This is a genomic window from Pseudomonas agarici (genome assembly GCF_001543125.1).
In the GTDB taxonomy this organism is placed as follows: Bacteria; Pseudomonadota; Gammaproteobacteria; order Pseudomonadales; family Pseudomonadaceae; genus Aquipseudomonas; species Aquipseudomonas agarici.
Map to the genome: position 1 here is coordinate 1,788,956 of NZ_CP014135.1, position 16,571 is coordinate 1,805,526.

Annotated in this window: 13 protein-coding genes; 2 read left to right on the plus strand and 11 right to left on the minus strand. The window is 41.2% G+C overall.

The window, feature by feature from the left end; genetic code table 11:
* Together AWM79_RS07840 and AWM79_RS24225 are read left to right on the plus strand one after the other, a co-directional pair.
* On the plus strand, nucleotides 1–938 hold a 938-nt coding region (locus AWM79_RS07840; protein WP_156430169.1), incomplete at its 5' end, for an IS3 family transposase.
* Between the two features lie 373 nt (nucleotides 939–1,311).
* Entirely contained in the window at nucleotides 1,312–1,809 is a 498-nt protein-coding gene (locus AWM79_RS24225) for an acyltransferase (protein ID WP_074862084.1), read from the plus strand.
* A 439-nt stretch (nucleotides 1,810–2,248) separates the two neighbouring features.
* On the opposite strand, the gene AWM79_RS24230 is transcribed toward AWM79_RS24225, so the two are convergent.
* The 11 genes from AWM79_RS24230 to tviB form a co-directional block, all read right to left on the minus strand.
* Nucleotides 2,249–3,214: a UDP-glucose 4-epimerase family protein gene (locus AWM79_RS24230; protein ID WP_074862087.1), complete on the minus strand. Its 966-nt coding sequence runs from the start codon at nucleotides 3,212–3,214 to the stop codon at nucleotides 2,249–2,251.
* A complete protein-coding gene (locus AWM79_RS07845; protein WP_060782558.1) occupies nucleotides 3,211–4,341 on the minus strand; it encodes a glycosyltransferase family 4 protein in 1,131 nt (376 codons plus the stop codon). The genes AWM79_RS24230 and AWM79_RS07845 overlap by 4 nt, the downstream gene beginning before the upstream one ends.
* A 25-nt stretch (nucleotides 4,342–4,366) precedes the next feature.
* Nucleotides 4,367–6,601 (minus strand): lysylphosphatidylglycerol synthase domain-containing protein, encoded by a 2,235-nt coding sequence (locus AWM79_RS24235; RefSeq protein ID WP_167375424.1) that lies wholly within the window; start codon nucleotides 6,599–6,601, stop codon nucleotides 4,367–4,369.
* Nucleotides 6,602–6,688: 87 nt separating this feature from the next.
* A complete protein-coding gene (gene asnB, locus AWM79_RS07855; RefSeq protein ID WP_060782559.1) occupies nucleotides 6,689–8,647 on the minus strand; it encodes an asparagine synthase (glutamine-hydrolyzing) in 1,959 nt (652 codons plus the stop codon).
* A gap of 397 nt (nucleotides 8,648–9,044) precedes the next feature.
* Nucleotides 9,045–9,947, minus strand: a complete 903-nt coding sequence (locus AWM79_RS24240) for a glycosyltransferase (RefSeq protein ID WP_082712591.1) — start codon at nucleotides 9,945–9,947, stop codon at nucleotides 9,045–9,047.
* Complete coding sequence (locus tag AWM79_RS07860) at nucleotides 9,944–10,822, minus strand: glycosyltransferase family 2 protein (RefSeq protein ID WP_060782560.1); 879 nt, start codon at nucleotides 10,820–10,822, stop codon at nucleotides 9,944–9,946. Before AWM79_RS07860 ends, AWM79_RS24240 begins: the two co-directional genes overlap by 4 nt.
* Nucleotides 10,819–12,099, minus strand: coding sequence for an O-antigen translocase (locus tag AWM79_RS07865; protein WP_060782561.1), 1,281 nt, complete (start codon nucleotides 12,097–12,099; stop codon nucleotides 10,819–10,821). The genes AWM79_RS07860 and AWM79_RS07865 overlap by 4 nt, the downstream gene beginning before the upstream one ends.
* Nucleotides 12,099–13,226: a DegT/DnrJ/EryC1/StrS family aminotransferase gene (locus AWM79_RS24245; protein ID WP_082712592.1), complete on the minus strand. Its 1,128-nt coding sequence runs from the start codon at nucleotides 13,224–13,226 to the stop codon at nucleotides 12,099–12,101. Before AWM79_RS24245 ends, AWM79_RS07865 begins: the two co-directional genes overlap by 1 nt.
* A gap of 106 nt (nucleotides 13,227–13,332) precedes the next feature.
* Nucleotides 13,333–13,746: a sugar 3,4-ketoisomerase gene (locus AWM79_RS24250; RefSeq protein WP_074862107.1), complete on the minus strand. Its 414-nt coding sequence runs from the start codon at nucleotides 13,744–13,746 to the stop codon at nucleotides 13,333–13,335.
* On the minus strand, nucleotides 13,746–14,780 hold the full coding sequence (locus tag AWM79_RS07875) for an NAD-dependent epimerase/dehydratase family protein (RefSeq protein WP_060782562.1): 1,035 nt from the start codon (nucleotides 14,778–14,780) through the stop codon (nucleotides 13,746–13,748). The genes AWM79_RS24250 and AWM79_RS07875 overlap by 1 nt, the downstream gene beginning before the upstream one ends.
* Before the next feature lie 41 nt (nucleotides 14,781–14,821).
* Nucleotides 14,822–16,099, minus strand: coding sequence for a Vi polysaccharide biosynthesis UDP-N-acetylglucosamine C-6 dehydrogenase TviB (gene tviB / locus AWM79_RS07880; protein WP_060783955.1), 1,278 nt, complete (start codon nucleotides 16,097–16,099; stop codon nucleotides 14,822–14,824).
* Between the last annotated feature and the right edge of the window lie 472 nt (nucleotides 16,100–16,571).

The window sequence follows — 16,571 nt, forward strand, 5'->3', positions numbered from 1 at the left end:
ACGGAGGGTGTTTCTTAGGAAGCTACAGCCTTCTTTGCCCGCGAGCTGAAGTGACCTACCACCTGGTTCAGCAGTTGCAACAGAAGGCTTATTCGGTGGCTCACGTCTGTCGGGTACTGGGCGTCAGTCGATCTGGCTTTTACGAAGCCCGTAAACGTGCCGAGGCGCCCGTATCGATTTGCCCCGTCACGGTACAGCTCAAGGCCTCGTTTAGCGAAAGTGGCGGTTGTTACGGCAGTCGTCCGTTGCGCAAAGCCCTGCACGCCAAGGGGATGCAGATAGGTCTTTATAAAATCCGCCGCTTGATGCGAGCCAACGGCTTGCGTTCGGCCTGGAAGCGTAAATTTGTGCACACCACGCATAGCAATCATGATTTACCGGTTGCAGAGAATGTACTGAATCGTCAGTTCGAGCCCGAGGCGGCGAACAAGGCGTGGGTGGCGGATGTGACCTACATCCGGACCCGCAGTGGCTGGCTGTACCTGGCCGTGGTGCTGGACTTGTTCTCGCGTAAGATCGTGGGCTGGTCCATGGCCCCAAACATGCCTGCCGAGCTGGTATGCAACGCCATGCAACTGGCTATTGCCCAGCGCCAGCCGGCACCGGGACTGATCGCCCACTCGGACAGGGGGAGTCAGTATGCAAGCACGAGCTACAGAGCGCTGCTGGAACGAAATGGCATGCAGCAGAGCATGAGTCGCAAAGGAAATTGTTGGGACAATTCCGTGATGGAGCGTTTCTTCCTGAGCCTGAAAATGGAACGTGTATGGCGCCGTGACTACGCCAACCATGGCGAGGCCATACGTGACATCACCGAGTACATCGTTGGATTTTACAACAACGAACGGCTGCACTCGAAACTGGGGTATCTGCCACCGACCGTTTACGAGCGGGCGATTGCATCGAAATTACCTATCGAGGTGTCCGGAATTAGTTGACCACTACAGACAGGTTTAACGGAGGGTACTGATCAGATACGCCCCCAGAACCCGTTTAGAGCAAAGCTTCGTTCGTCAAAAAGGCGATCACCAGAGCAAAAATTTATGGTCTGATCGAAACTGTGAGTGTCAACGCTCAGAAGACAGATACGTGCTAATGTCACGTACTGGAATAGCTGTCGCCGACGACAGCGCTTAATGATTTCGAAGTACTACTGTCGTAGAACCGTTTATCGGATATACAATAGTAAGCGAAAATTCCCCATGTTGTTAGCGGGTTTGTAGTACCCCACATTGGTGGAGATTTCATCTAACCCCTATGCAGTCACATTGCTGATAAACCCCTTAAGCTGATCGCGGAGACGATTAAGTTATGTTTAAAAAAGAATATTTTGTACATGAGAGAGCAATTTGCGAGTCAAAAAATATAGGAGGAGGCACTAACATATGGGCATTTTCGCATATTTTAAAAAATGCCGTTATTGGTAGCGAATGCAACATTTGCGACCATGTTTTTATAGAAAACGATGTATTAATTGGAAACAGAGTTACGATAAAGTGTGGCGTTCAAATATGGGACGGTATAACCATAGAGGATGACGTATTTATTGGTCCCAATGTAACCTTTACAAATGATATGTTTCCAAGAAGCAAAATTTATCCCGAAAAATTTCTTCGCATAACTGTAAAAAAAGGGGCATCTCTTGGTGCAAATTGCACCATCTTGCCCGGAATTATCATCGGAAAAAATTCGATGGTTGGCGCCGGCTCAGTCGTTACTAAAAATGTGCCTGATAACACCTTAGTATTTGGTAATCCTGCAAAGAAAATTCGATTAGTTTCGGATTCAAACAGATTAGATATAGATTAATATTTGTTTTTTTTGGTTAGACGCTAAAAAAATGATAGATATTTTTTCTGCGCCCGATGCGGGCGCGATTTTTTGGATAAAACCTTCCCGCGAACTGATCACAGCGAACGGATAAAGGCACAGTTAAATGAGACTAATCAAGTATCCGGAAGAAGTATGAGTTGATGCACGAGATTTGCATATGCGTTGTAGTTCCCATTTACTCCATGAGCACGGCACTTTTTTGGCGACTAGCTCCAGGGCAGCAATGCTTAGCAAGAGTAAAATAACGCGTCGAATCGGCTAATAGAGGGAACTCCAATTAGTGGGAATATCAATCAGACCACCTCTCTGCGTATAGTGCTGAAAAATCAGTAAGAAAAAAGATATCAAAAAAGTGAATTAAAAAATAAAAAAATATTAATTTTTATTTCATCCCACGACTACAACAATTGTGTTGCTAGCGAATTTTTTTGAACGACAAAGCGGCTTCTCCAAGAGACTCATCTACAGACTTCGGTGGTGACCAGCCAAGGATATCGAGATTTTTTTTAATATCAACCTGTAAAGATGAACAAAGACGACGAGCAACGTCACGCCGTCCTAGCAATGTTGCACCTAAAACAAACAACGACTGAGGAATAGGCAATAATCGTGCTGGGGAGTCTAGCGCTAGACCTAATCTCTTTAGCAGCTCCGTCGTAGACATATCGTCATCATCGCTAACCAAAAATATCTCATTGGCAGCCGCAGGATGCACAATACAGGTAAATATTAAATCAACAAGATTATCTAGCGCCACCAAACTACGCTTATTATTAATACATCCCAACGGTAGTGGCAGCCTCCTATTCAGCCAATTCATCATCCGATGAAAATTCGCCTTAACACCTGGCCCATATATTAATACAGGTCGAATAATTACTACCTCCATGCCCGTTCTCAGTGCTATATCTCGAAGACCTGTCTCAGCCTCCATTTTTGAAATTCCGTAGGGGTCAATTGGATTCGGTAAATCATCCGCAAAAAAAGGTCTACCAGGAAAAGTGCTTTCTCCATTTACCTTGATCGAACTGATAAAGATAAATCGTCGAACTCCAGCAGCGGCAGCCTGACGGGCTATTTCTAACGTCCCGTCGACATTAATTTTCCGGAACACCGCAAGCGGATCGATCGAAGACTCACTCATAACATGAACGCGCGCAGCTGCATGAATCACACAATCGCATTCACGTGGAAAAAACTCAACACCGAAAACTGTATCGGGCAATGATGAAATCACCGTAACCTTTTTTGGAAAACTAATATCCTTTCGTCGAATTAGAGCTAGGACCTCAAATTTATTAGACGCCAACAATCTGTCTATCAAAGCGCTGCCGACGAATCCAGATCCCCCAGTAATCAGTACCTTTGCCTTCCCAGTCATACATTAAGCGCCAGGTAACGGTAAATATCTAAGTGCTGCTGAACTATTTTTTCAATTGAAAATTCACGTTCGGCTAATAATCGCCCTGCGTTACCCATTTTCCGCCGTACAGTAGAGTCAGTGATCAATAACGCCAGAGCCTCGGCAAGAGCCTCGGCGTCCCGGACAGGTACCAATAAGCCTGTCTCCCCCGGTTCGATTGCATCTCTGCAACCAGGCACATCAGTAGTTACAACTGCTCGGCCACAAGCTGCCGCCTCAACGAGCACCTTCGGCAGCCCCTCCCTATACGATGGCAACGTCACGATATGGGCGTTAGCAAATAAATTTGCAATGTCTTTACGAAAACCCAAAATTTGAACGACTCCTTCTTTTTTCCATAATTGCAGTTCATCAAAACTTACTGTTGCGGGATTGCCCGGATCAACATCACCAATCAACTGGAACGTGGCATCGATCTCGCGTGCTCTTAGTAATCGAGCAGCATCAATGTACTCTACGATACCCTTATCGTGCAAAAGCCTGGAGGCCATGCATACGATCGGCGTTCCGGGATTTTCAAAACTGCTCTCATAATGAGACAAATTGACACCCGACCCTCGAATCAAAGCAGTTCGAGCCTCCTTCAACACTCCTAGTGAAATAAGCATATCGCGATCATCCGCGTTCTGAAATATAACTTTTAAATTCCGTTTACCGAATGCAACTTTATAAAGAAAAACTACCAACTTGCGTAGTACCATGGACTTAGTACCACGAGATAAAAATACAAAGCCAAGCCCAGACACTGCCGCAACAACACCACCTACAGGGGCTAAACGAGCAGCAATCCCACCATATAGGACAGGTTTTATGGTGACAAGATGCAACAAGTCTGGCTTTAGCTTCCACAACAACCGCCAGACAAAATACAAGGTCAAAAGTTCTCTCGTTGGACTTTTACCACTTCTCGAAAATGGGAGATCATGATGTAAAAAACCGAGGCCGCGAATAGTATCAACGCCCTCTCCTCCCATACTGGCAATATTAACTATGTAACCGTTTGATCTCGCACTCTGTGCGATTTCAAGACGATGAGATAGAAAAAATCTCGGATCATTTACAACAATCAAAAGAATTTTGCTCATATCTATACACCTAAGATAAAGTCGATTATAACAAATTCAAAAAACTGGCTTTTTTATTTTTTTGTAACGGAACATAAGCGGAATACCGAACAGATATTAACGCTCCAAAGACAAACCAAAAAATCCGTTGATAGAGCACCTCATGAAATAGACTCATCAACACAAAGCAAAAAATCAGTAAAATTGCAGAGTTACTTCGAAGTTTATTTGATCTATCGACAACTAAATGTTTTACGATCAAAAATAATGCAAGTAAAAAACCTACGGCTCCAACTATTCCCGTTTCAGTTAACAACCAAAAAATTGTGTTGTGAATAATTATGGGAAACCCAATCAGCTCAGGACTCCTCATGAAAAAATAGCCCAATCCTTGTCCAAAAATGGGGGAATCCAACCACTCCATGATAGACTGCTTAATTAGCGACCATCTAACTAGATCACTCGGTGCCTCAGAAAATCCTGATTGAACCTGAATAGGGAGAGCCGCATAATCTGAGTCAGCCAAGTTCGGAAAACATAAAACTATCAGCCATATCGAGACACTAATAATCAATGCCTTCAAAATAATTTTAAAATCTGCCATCCCAGTAAGGCATGAAAATACGAGTAACAGGAACATAACAGCGATACCCGATCGCGATGATGTATAGTATAAACCTACGATCATCAACCCCAGAACCGAAGTCAAGAGAAATTCACAACTAATACGAGGAAAAAACTTTAAATTTTTATTCTTGTACATCGGAAGCAAACCAATGAACGCGGCAAAAACGGCTAAAATCTGAAACGCGAGTGCGTTACGATTCCCAGAATAACCTTCGAAAGAGTATGTAAAACCTTTCCAGTCTATGATATTAATAACATGTAAAACTCGAAAAATTATCTGAAAAAGCAAAACAAGACAAAGAACTGTCACCATGACTTCAATTATGCGTCTGCTCCCTCGAGCACCATGATAGGAAGCGGCAAGATAACCCGACGCTAAGAATCCGAGTAAAACCAGCCAACCAAAAATCTTGCTGACTGCCCAAGAACTACTTGAAAACTTTAACCATCCATGAAAAAAAGCCACAACCAAGATACTCGACATCAACAATAACAGAGCGTTGAAATGAGGCACATACCAAAGAGGAAGTCTTCGTTTAAAAAAAGAATTTAACAACACAACTGATAACGCCAAAACCGCAAAAGGATCGGCGAGATTTACGTTTATTGTTGAACTACCGACGGTTACATGAACTTGAAAAAGAATCAGTAACGAAACTGAAAAGCACAAAATCCAGGCGGCTGCGGACTCAATGTTGATATTGCTATCTGTTGTACGATAGGAGTTAATCGATTCTGACCACACATTGCTACCTGCAACAACTCGACTACCTATTAATGCAAATGGAGCGACAAAAATAATCGCACCGATAGATAGGATCCCACACAAGATAGATGCAGCTAAGGCCTTATCAGAGCTAACACCTAAATGGCCTAAAATGTATATAGATGATGCTTCACGCAACCCCCAGCCACCAAAACTTACTGGCAACCCAGCAACAAATGAAACAACAGCTGCCGCCGAAAAAATTGATAACCAATCTGCGTTGGGTGCTATAAAATGGAAAAGCGCCGAAAAACTACTGAGCATTAATAGAGAACTAAAAAGAGTAATCAGTATAAGTTCTATAAACCGTACAAGATTTTTCAGTGAAAATAGAGCCTGATAAAGAGATAACTCAAAACGACTAATTGAAAAAAATAATGTAAAAAAAATAGCGATCAATATTATTGGAAGTATTTCACTGAAAGGAATTAGAACAGCATAGTCCCTGACTATATTTCCCAGCAAATAAACTCCTCCAATAAACGCAAGCACCGCGCTGATACCACCAACCAAAACACGTTCGTAGGCAGCAATAACAGCATTTTCGACAGCACTAACTCCGGCTTTTTGTAAAACTGCTTGGCGACCTGCTACTTGGCCAAATAATGGGATTATCAATAAAGACGCGATATTAGCGGCTGTACTTGCACGAAACACGAGACTCCAAGGTAAGCGAAATCCGACACACGACAGAATACGCCAATAGCGATAAATAACTACCAACACATTCGCCATAATCATTAAAAACACCCCTACGTTCAGCAGCAGAGGAAATTCCTTTAATTGAGTATATATTTCTTCTGGACCGAAATGGCCAAACAAGCAAACAATCAATAACAATGAAATAAGAAAAACAATATAACGTCTATTTTTTTTAAAGATTTTCATATTCATCCCTTAATCATATTTCAAGCTATCTCGCCAAAATCATTAAAATATCCGCCTCTTACTTGTCCCCTATAAGCATAAGCTACCCTATGCTTGTTCATCCAACCAAGCCTGAAACATCAGAATACTCCAAAGATGGTACTGCCAGTTTCGCTGCCCACTGAGATGCTCACTCCATAATCTGCGGATGGGCCCTGGATAAAAATAACCCTCATCGCGCAGACGTGTTTCATTTAATAGACTTTCAGCCCATTCACGTAGTGGGCCTCGTAACCAACTGTCTAACGGGATAGAAAACCCTTGCTTTGGTCGCTCAATAAGTTCTTTCGGAACATGACGATATAATACTTGGCGAAGTAACCACTTACCTTGACCATCGCGTATTTTTAGATCCTGAGGCATCCGCCAAGCAAGCTCAACAATGCGATGATCGATAAGCGGTGTCCGTGTCTCGAGGCCGACTGACATCGCTGCGCGATCAACCTTCACCAAAATATCGTCAGCCATATAAGATTGCGCATCCATAGCCATCATCCACTGTTCGAAGCTATCGGTTTTGGGCCAAGCATCTGAGTTTGTGAGCAATGTCTCAGGCTCAACAGCGTCGATGACAATTTGAGCAGGATTCTTCCAATGGCTAGTAAGATGATGGAAAAAGTCATACTCAGATGAAAGTTCTAATATATTAGCGAGTTTATGCATTTTATCTCCTACAGAGGAGAATTTCAGATGGCGAGGTAATATCGGCTTTACTAAAGCAAATAATGAATCCCAATGAGCTGGAGACAAACATAGAAGTAGTTTGGAGAATGTAGTGCGGACAATCCTAGGCATTGCATGCATTTTACTCCACACCTTTCTGGCGACAAGATAGCGATTGTAGCCGCCAAATAGTTCATCTCCGCCGTCACCACTGAGAGCGACCTTTACCTTGGTCCCCGCCATGCGGCTAACCAAGTACGTAGGAATTTGCGAGCTATCACCAAAAGGCTCACAATACATGGATGGAAGAAGTGAAACTATCGATAGTGCATCTTCCGATCGAACATATAATTCTGAGTGATGAGTACCTAGATATTGAGCAACTACCTTAGCATGCTCGGCCTCGTTATAACCTGCTTCATTAAATCCAATTGTAAATGTCCGTATAGGTTCATTACTCTGCGCTTGCATGAGAGCAACAATTGTACTGCTATCAATTCCGCCACTCAGAAACGCCCCCAATGGAACATCGGCGACCATCTGTTGTTTTATGCTTGACGATAATCGTTCCTCAAGCATATCCACCGCTTCCTGTTGCGTGCCGTGGAAAGGTTCAGCCAAACCACGAGTGACCGCTTCATTCAGCGACCAATAGACCCTTGGCTCGGCTGATTTAGCAGTCACAACATTTTCTAGAGACAACGATAAGTAGTGCCCCGGGCATAGCTTATAAATACCGTTATAAATACTATATGGTGCAGGAACGCAATTATGTCGTAAAAATAGAGCCAGTGAATTTCTATTAACTTCAGCCTTAAACCCAGGAAAAGCTTTGATCGATTTGAGCTCGGAAGCAAATAGTAGCGTTTCATCTTGCCAACCGTAGTATAGTGGTTTTTCGCCTATCCGATCACGGGCCAGGGTTAACAATTTTTCCTGGCGATCCCAGAAAGCGAAAGCAAACATACCAACAACAGCTCTAAGCGTTCGCTCAACCCCCCAATGTATTAAACAAGCAAGCAAAACCTCTGTATCTGAATGACCGCGCCATTCCACTCGATATGTATCGGCATCAATTTCTTTTCTAAGTTCTTCATGGTTATAAATTTCACCATTAAAAACGATAACGAACCGCTCGCAATCCGAAAGCATGGGCTGCTTACCTGCGGGTGTAAGGTCGACGATTGCCAGTCGCCGATGACCAAGCGCTGCTCCGGCAGATGTATCTACCCATATTTCCGCTGCATCAGGACCTCGATGAGCGATTTTGTTGTTCATACGAGTGATAATTGGTCCCAGCTCCATCCCCGGGCGAGCACAAAAAATACCGACTAGGCCACACATCAACTATTATCCTTACTTTTGTACAGTCGCTCATAGCAGCTTCTGAAATTGGATTCTGGTGGAGTGCTTTTGGGTCTTTTTCCAATTTTTTACTAGAGACTACTCCAATCATACTCTATCACTTTAGCTTATCAGTCAGCACCTGTGTCCCTCTGACATCCCCCCTCAGCACCGCTCGTTGGCACATCTGTCGATAATAAGGGTTTCTACACCATTCGAAAAATAGAGCCAAACTCATCCGAACACCATTTTTTATGAAAAAACTGCCAATACACTTTAATAAGAAACCAAACAGAATCGGGATAGATTCTAGGAAAAACTAATTCTTACAAATCAAAAACAGATCAACTTTAATCTATTGCCTATTAGGCTGCTATGTTTACTCACGCATTATAACTCAACGAAAAATTTTTAAGATACGCCTAACTCTTATTCTAAAAAATACAAAAGGCGATAAAATATTAACAGAAAGAGCCTGTCTCAACAAATAAAATGCTTTCTTATAATCATGCAGTACCAAAAATTTTATAAAAAAAGCAAAAATCCTTTCAGACTCAGCTTGCGTAACACCAGTTGCCAAAGACGGATATTTTTCTTTAATTATATTTAAACTGAGCATAACTTCTTGATATTGTTGATTTAAATATGCGCTACCCGTTATGTTATTTCCATGCCTACGGTATCGAGCAAATACTCCATCAAGATATTTTATATCCCCCCCTCCACTCATTAATATCTCAATATACCATAACCAATCGGAAGCAAATTTTATGCGTTCATCACACATTGGTAAATTACGATTTCTTACAGCAACCGAACAACCGCAATTAAATGCCCCACGCTCAACTAAAACAGATGCTCCTCCCTCTTGCCTTCCATGGACATTATTATAATAATAAAGTGTACGATCCGATTCAGAATCAAAAACTTCTACATCATGATATGAAATTGAAATACTCGGATCATTTAACATATGTTTAACTTGAGCAGAAATTTTTCCGGGCAAAAAAATGTCATCGCCACCTAACAAAAAAATGATTTCACCTGTACACCGAGATAGACAAGCATTGAAGTTTTTTGTTATTCCGCGATTTTCATTTGAAAAAATCTTATCAAATTTAAGTCTCGATTTTTTTTCAAAAAATTCAATCAACGCACACGTTGAATCATCAGAAGCATCATCACCAATTACAACTTGTATATTTAAAAAATCTTGCTCTTCAACTGACTCAAGAGCAGAAACTATAAAATCCTCATGATTATAGGTCAGAACAATTACAGAAACTTCAATACTACTCATAAACCAACTCTCTTCAGCACAAATCTAAAAATTTTTTTTGTTGGTACACCAAAACAAACACTAGCCAAAAAAAAGCGAACTGCATCGACATACTTTCCGTCCCTGAACAAAGCCGCGGCGTGTGAGGATAACGTATTAGATATTGATTTTCTTCGAAGTTTTGGGCTTTCTTCCTTCAAAAATATAAAGGGGATTTCCAAACGCATGGGTAATGTATCCCAATACTTTGAGTGTGTATTATCCTCATGAACTCGATACTGAAATGTAGTCCGATCAATGAAGCCCACTTTACATTTTTTTAATAGATACAAGAGAACAACCCAATCATCGGATTTAAATTTTTTTCTTAAGCTAGATACCTCCCGCATTATCTTTAGTTTAAGCATAGCCGACTGTAACAGCGGCCCAGAGGTATCATCCACTGCAGAAAACTCATAAGCCGTTCCTGCATTCAACTCAGCTTCAAATTCACATAGATTCTGTTGACCAATCACATCTCCTTTTATATTTATAATTTCGCCCTTCGAGTAAACACAATCAAAATCGTTATCCGACAAATATTCTACTTGCTCTCGTAGCTTATTCGGCAACATGATATCATCTGATGCAATAATCGATATATACTCTCCAGAACAATATTTTAACGCACAATCAATAGAATGATTTAGCCCGCCATTAGTTTCTTTCTCTATAAAAATAAAATTATATTTTTCTTTTAGCTTTATAATTTTCGAGACGCTATCATCGGAAGAACAATCATCTACTACAATCAGTTCAAAATTTTCCTTAGCTATATCTTGCAAAAAAATCGATTCTATTGTTTTACAAACAAATTCAGAATGATTATAAGATGGGACGACCACACTAACTTTCATAAAGAATCACCATTCAGAGTAGCGGTATTTTTTGACCTAAACCAAAAAAAGAAATACACCATTAATGTAATTAAATATAGTAAATAATTTATCGCATATGCAATGACAACCCCTTTGTCTCCAAATCGAAGAGAAAAAGCAACAGTCAAAAAATAGAATCCAAAGGAAAAAACGATTTCAGTAAAAATAAATGTTATTACTAATGCTCTGGCCCATAAAAGAAAGCCAAGAATCCAACTTATAATTTTTAATGTATCCCCTACTACCTGCCATGCCACAAGGTCTTCTACAGGAGAAAACCCTTTTGAAAATAGCAAAACAATCAGCCATTCCTTAAGAGCAAAAACGCAGCCTCCTCCTATTGTTGCTATGGGAACAACAAAGAAAAGGGCTTTCAAAACCTCTTGCTGGAGTTCACTAGAAGCTTTAATCTCGGAATAACGAGGTAAAAAATACAAACTCAGCGTAGTTGTAACCAACATCAGATAGGCGCCACTCATTCTGGTAAGTGCCTCCCAATATCCGGCAAACTCTGATCCATAATTTTTTATTAGAAACCATCTTACCAGCATCGCCGATAAAGGTACGCAGGACGCAGAAACTGCAACCATCAATGAATACTTAGAAAGTTTCAATAAGGAAGGTGGGTCAATCACCCCAAATAAATGATTAAATTTAAACCAGCTCGTTCTATAACAAATATAAGCAGTTACTATAAACGCCACTGATTGGTAAATAGATAATGAAACCAGTGCACCATATAGACCAAACTTCACCGATAGAATAACTGTAATTAAAAAACTTAAGACACTCCCAAAAATATTCGCTAGGACATATAGTTGAATCTCCTTTTTCCCATTAAGAATAGCTAGCATTAGTGCGTTCAATACAAAAAAAATCAATCCCCCAGAAAGCCAATAAAAAATCTGATAATATGTCTCATTGTGCAGGAGATTTTTTGCCAAAAATTTTGCAAAAAAAGATATACCCAGCGCGACAAAACAAGAACCGACAAAAGAGATGGTTCCTGCAGTAGTCCATATTTTTTTTTGTTTATCTTCATCATCATAAAATTCAGCAGTATATTTAGTAACACCTATATTCATTGAGCCACCCGCAAAGGTAGTTATCATCTGTACTAAATTTTGAAATTGCCCTAGCGCAGCATAACCTGCCGGACCGATATACAAGGCTAGAATCTTATTGATGCCTAACAAAGTAAGCATCTTTATAATAACTGCGATGGAGTTAAGCAGACTTGTCCTGAGCAAGGTCATTATTTTCTATCACCGAAGAACTCGTTACATATGTGTGAAATAGTAAGCGCTTCCTCACTAGAAATAGTTGGTCCTATTGGCAAGCTAATTACAGTTTGATGAATAAATTCCGTGACTGGAAAAGAAAGATCTTTCCACTCACCATAAGCCTTCTGCTGGTGAGGCGGAATCGGGTAATGAATCAACGATTGGACTCCATGCTCCAAGAGATGAGCTCGAAGGGCTTCCCGACGTTCACACCGGATAACAAAAAGATGCCAAACATGCGATTTCAACTTTTCCATTTTGATTTTTTGGAAAAATGGCATGATAATTTCTGGATTGCTAATGTTGTCCAGATATATTTGAGCAATCTCGCGGCGATGATTTGTCTGCTCATCCAGATATTTTAATTTAACATGTAACATTGCTGCCTGAATCTCATCCAAGCGACTATTCAAACCTCTATAAAGGTTATGATAACGCTCATGAGAACCATAATTGCGAAGCGCTTGGAGCGTCTTCGCCAACTCTCCATCACTCGTAACAATTGCTCCCGCATCACCTAGGGCACCGAGATTTTTTCCTGGATAAAAACTGAAACCCGCAGCATCGCCCCAACTGCCCGCTTTTCGCCCATCAAGGCTTGCCCCATGAGCCTGCGCGGCGTCCTCAAGAATAAGTAGGCCATGAACTCTTGCGATATCACATAACTCTGGCATACAGGCTAGCTGGCCATAAAGATGCACTACAAGTATTGCCTTTGTTTTATCGGTTAACGCTGCTCTCGTACTCACAGGACACAAATTAAAAGTATCCCTATCTGGTTCAACCAATACAGGTTTCAGATTATTTTCGGTAATAGCTAGAATACTAGCGATGTATGTATTGGCAGGAACAATGACTTCATCACCATCTTGGAGTTTCCCTAGTTCTTTCCATGCGCGCAACGTTAGAATCAACGCATCAAGCCCATTAGCTACACCAATGCAATGCTCAACTCCACAATACTCGGCAAAACCTGCCTCAAACTTTGACAGTTCACCACCACCAATATACCAACCGGAGTCGATCACTCGAGTGCAAGCTTCAATAAGTTCATCTCGAATCAACGAATTTATTTTTTTTAGATCTAGAAACGGAATCATTATATGATCACTCAAACTATTAATATTCAAAGCTCAGAGAAACAACCTTCAATCCTATAAATCTATAGAAATCCCTAACCAATATATTTTACCCAATTAAAATATATCAGCTGACAATAACTTTTCTCACTTCTTTAACAAACTCAGAATAATTTCTAATATAATCCATTTCATTATAGTGTTCGCTAGCAAGAACCAACAATACACAATCCTCACTAAAGTTATGCATTTCCCTCCAGATCAAATCACCGATAATTAGACCTTTCGTAGGAGAGTCCAAATTTGCCTTTTCACGAGAAACACCATTATCCAAAACAATCTCACATCTGCCAGTTACGCAGACGGCAACTTGCTTGAGTTTCCGATGTGCATGAAAACCGCGAGACACACCCAGCTGTGTACCGAATATATAATAAACCCTCTTGATATCAAAGGGGACTGTGCGTCCTCCCTCAAGGGCAACCAACGACCCACGATCATCCCCTAACGGAGGAAACTCAGCCCACTCTAGAAGACTCATTACATGCCCCTACCCAAAACATTTATGTACCAGGGCATTGCCTTAGCGATACCTTGCTCAATATTAAAAGTCGGGTGATATCCCAGCAGCGACTTTACTTTACTAATATCTGCTTGGGAATGCCTAACATCACCAGCTCGAAAATCCCTATACACAGGGCTTTTCTTATATAGAATGCCATTCTCAGAAAGTTCTTTAACCAATATAGAAAACAGTTGGTTCAAATCCGTTCGACCACTAACAGCAACATTATAAACCTGATTTAGTGCTCCATCGTCCGTCGCAGTGGCGGCCAACAAATTAGCTTGTACTGTATTTTCGATAAAGCAAAAATCCCTGCTAGTTTTCCCATCACCGTTAATAAAAATACTTTCCTCGCTGATCATCGCTGCTGTCCATTTTGGAATAACCGCAGCATAGGCACCTTCAGGGTCCTGGCGCTTTCCAAAGACATTAAAATAGCGAAGCCCAATCGTATTAACTCCATAACAACGAGCAAAAACCTCAGCGTAAAGTTCATTAACATACTTGGTAACGGCATATGGGGAAAGAGGTCTCCCGATAGTATCTTCGATTTTAGGTAATCCTGGATGGTCACCGTAGGTCGAGCTGCTGGCGGCATAGATAAAACTTTTTACTTTTGCATCTTTAGCAGCTATCAGCAAATTCAAAAAACCATCAATATTGGTAGCGTTAGTGCTCACAGGATCATTAAGCGATCGAGGAACAGACCCTAGTGCTGCTTGATGCAAGACATAATCAATATCTACGCATGCCTTGTGACAATCAGATTGCTCGCGAATATCGCCTTTAAAGAAACGTAATCTTGCCCATTGCTCAGGGCTAACAAGACTCTGAACCTCGTCCAGATTACTCTGATATCCTGTTGAAAAGTTATCTAGACCAACTACATATTGATCCGCTAGTAATAATGTTTCTAGTAGATTAGAACCGATAAACCCTGCCACTCCGGTCACTAACCATGTTTTGGGATTTAATGATAAACTTTCAAGCAATTCCTTATAACGAGTCATACAATACCTTAACTTGTCAAATCAATTATCAATTTAACGTCTCACAAACGAAGATCAGACTCATCAGCGCTCAACAGATACTTTAAATCATACAAAACATGGATAGTCTTCCCAAATTGGCGAATCTTGGCAGCTCCGAGCTCTCTAAATTCATCATGGGCAACAGCCAAAATGATACCGTCGTAAGTATTACTATCTGGATTAGTTATAGGAGTAATCCCATACTCACCCTCAGACTCAGATTTACTTACCCATGGGTCGTAAATATCAACGGAAATATTATATTCGGCCAACTCTCTAACGATATCAATCACTCGTGTATTTCTTAGGTCTGGACAGTTTTCCTTAAAAGCAAACCCCATTAATAGAACCCGAGCACCCTCGACGTGAATGCGTCTTTTCAACATTGCCTTGACAAATTGAGATACAACATACCCCCCCATACTATCGTTCAAACGGCGTCCCGCTAGGATTATTTCAGGATGATAACCAATAGACTGAGCCTTATGAGTTAGATAATAAGGATCCACGCCAATACAATGTCCACCTACCAAACCGGGCCGAAAAGGAAGAAAGTTCCACTTGGTACCTGCGGCATTAAGTACAGCTTCAGTATCGATACCCATCTTATTAAAAATGATAGCCAACTCATTGATCAATGCAATGTTCAAATCACGCTGTGTATTTTCAATGACCTTCGCCGCCTCAGCAACCTTGATACTAGAAGCCTTGTGTGTACCTGCAACAACAATCTGGTTATATAAAGCGTCAACGATATTTGCGATGTCTGGTGTCGAACCAGAAGTTACTTTTTTAATTGTTGTGACACGATGCAGCTTATCACCTGGATTTATCCGTTCAGGACTATACCCAGCAAAGAAATCAGTATTGAATTTTAACCCTGAAATCTTCTCCAGTATAGGCACACAAATTTCCTCGGTGGCTCCAGGGTAAACCGTAGACTCATAAATAACTATATCTCCTTCTTTAAGCAGTCGGCCAATGGACTCCGAGGCCTTGATCAAGGGAGTCAAGTCAGGTTGTTTATAATCGTCGATAGGCGTTGGTACGGTAACAACAAAAGTATTGCATGTTGCGATGTTTTTTAGATCGGCGGTATAAGATAGATAAATAGCCTGTTTCAGCTCATCACTACTCACCTCAAGCGTCGAATCATATCCGGTGTTGAGGGCATCAATACGTGACTGGTTGATATCAAATCCGATCACAGAGCGCTGCTTACCGAACTCGACGGCCAGCGGCAGCCCCACATATCCAAGTCCTATAATGGCGAGTTTGATAGCTTCCAAGTTTTGCATAATCAGCGCCCAATCAATCATTTTGAGAAAGTTAAAAATTAAAATTATCTTATTACACTAAATTTTTATCGCCACCACAAGAACAACATAGTGAAATGGTGCACTTACTGCTTCGCCTGATTATCCGCTGCCGCACTGGGTAGAGCTCAAGTGACCTCAAACGGAAACGCATAAATACTGCTGCTTCTCGATAAGGAGCCCCCTTCTTTCGAGGAGGAGAAGCTGCTCTCGTCCCCCTCCCCCACAAATCCTGCGAAGCACAAACTGTCAGATTTAGTCGTTTCTGGATGCCTCGAACACCAAATTTTTCCATTTCCATATGTAAATTTAATAGCAATTCCCATTCCCAAAAATGACATTTCAAAACCCAACTCTTTGATAGCTTGAAATCTGAGTGAAAAATTTAAGATAAAAATATCTAAGCTTTTGATTATACGACTTATCGTCAGAAGATTGTTAAGGAGCCGCTACT

What these genes read in the sequence shown, in the direction of transcription:
- AWM79_RS24225 (WP_074862084.1), top strand. Translation starts at nt 1,312, where the DNA reads ATGTTTAAAAAAGAATATTTTGTACATGAGAGAGCAATTTGCGAGTCA.
- AWM79_RS24230 (WP_074862087.1), bottom strand. Translation starts at nt 3,214, where the DNA reads ATGACTGGGAAGGCAAAGGTACTGATTACTGGGGGATCTGGATTCGTC.
- AWM79_RS07845 (WP_060782558.1), bottom strand. Translation starts at nt 4,341, where the DNA reads ATGAGCAAAATTCTTTTGATTGTTGTAAATGATCCGAGATTTTTTCTA.
- AWM79_RS24235 (WP_167375424.1), bottom strand. Translation starts at nt 6,601, where the DNA reads ATGAAAATCTTTAAAAAAAATAGACGTTATATTGTTTTTCTTATTTCA.
- asnB (WP_060782559.1), bottom strand. Translation starts at nt 8,647, where the DNA reads ATGTGTGGCCTAGTCGGTATTTTTTGTGCTCGCCCGGGGATGGAGCTG.
- AWM79_RS24240 (WP_082712591.1), bottom strand. Translation starts at nt 9,947, where the DNA reads ATGAGTAGTATTGAAGTTTCTGTAATTGTTCTGACCTATAATCATGAG.
- AWM79_RS07860 (WP_060782560.1), bottom strand. Translation starts at nt 10,822, where the DNA reads ATGAAAGTTAGTGTGGTCGTCCCATCTTATAATCATTCTGAATTTGTT.
- AWM79_RS07865 (WP_060782561.1), bottom strand. Translation starts at nt 12,099, where the DNA reads ATGACCTTGCTCAGGACAAGTCTGCTTAACTCCATCGCAGTTATTATA.
- AWM79_RS24245 (WP_082712592.1), bottom strand. Translation starts at nt 13,226, where the DNA reads ATGATTCCGTTTCTAGATCTAAAAAAAATAAATTCGTTGATTCGAGAT.
- AWM79_RS24250 (WP_074862107.1), bottom strand. Translation starts at nt 13,746, where the DNA reads ATGAGTCTTCTAGAGTGGGCTGAGTTTCCTCCGTTAGGGGATGATCGT.
- AWM79_RS07875 (WP_060782562.1), bottom strand. Translation starts at nt 14,780, where the DNA reads ATGACTCGTTATAAGGAATTGCTTGAAAGTTTATCATTAAATCCCAAA.
- tviB (WP_060783955.1), bottom strand. Translation starts at nt 16,099, where the DNA reads ATGCAAAACTTGGAAGCTATCAAACTCGCCATTATAGGACTTGGATAT.